Source organism: Streptococcus taonis (genome assembly GCF_029948085.1).
Classification (GTDB): domain Bacteria; phylum Bacillota; class Bacilli; order Lactobacillales; family Streptococcaceae; genus Streptococcus; species Streptococcus taonis.
Genome location: NZ_JARZZP010000037.1, coordinates 1 through 894, shown reverse-complemented (window position 1 = coordinate 894; position 894 = coordinate 1). Strand labels below are relative to the sequence as shown.

Below are 894 nucleotides of genomic sequence, written 5' to 3'. Positions count from 1 at the left end.
TTATAGTCACTTAGTTTATAAAATACATGTTATAATAAAGCCATGGCATATAGTACAGATTTTAAACAACGAGCATTAGATTACATCAAAGAGGGACACAGCCATGTCGAGGCGGCCAAAGTTTTTGATGTTGGCGTCAGAACTCTCTTCACATGGGAAAAGAAATTACGTGAACAAGGACACTTAGAGCGGAAAAAGCGAGTCGCCAAAAGCCGAAAGATTCCTTTGGAGGAGTTGAAGGCCTTTGTAGAGGCTCATCCAGATGCTTTTTTACGGGAAATTGCGACACATTTTGATTGTGCTGTTCCTTCAGTATGGGCAGCTTTAAAGCAGATTAAGGTCACTTTAAAAAAAGACGACTAGCTTTAAGGAACAAGATCCTGAGAAAGTCGCTGAGTTTCTTGATATTTTGAATAGCCTAAAAGATTTACCAGTCGTATATATTGACGAAACAGGAATCGACCGCTACCTCTATCGTCCTTATGCACGGGCTCCTAGAGGGGAGAAAGTCTATGAAAAGATTAGTGGACGGCGTTTTGAGCGGACTTCAATTGTTGCAGGACAAGTAGACGGAGAGTTTATAGCTCCTATGATTTACAAGGAAAATATGGCGAGCGATTTCTTTGTGGAGTGGTTCAAAACGCAACTTCTACCTGCTTTGAAGACCCCTCATGTCATTGTCATGGACAATGCTAGTTTTCATCCCAAGAACATCTTGGATGAGCTTTGCATTCAAGATAAACACTTTTTCTTACCTCTACCACCGTATTCACCAGATTTGAATCCTATTGAGCAGGCTTGGGCTATCTTGAAAAAGAAAGTGACAGATTTATTAAGGGAAGTCCCCAATATCTTTGAATCATTAGAGTGCTTTTTTAAAACTAAATAACTATA

Annotated in this window: 1 pseudogene; it reads left to right on the top strand. The window is 39.7% G+C overall.

The window, feature by feature from the left end:
* Positions 1–42 precede the first annotated feature (42 nt).
* Positions 43–889, top strand: a pseudogene (locus QEZ38_RS09750) (IS630 family transposase).
* The last annotated feature ends 5 nt before the right edge of the window (positions 890–894 follow it).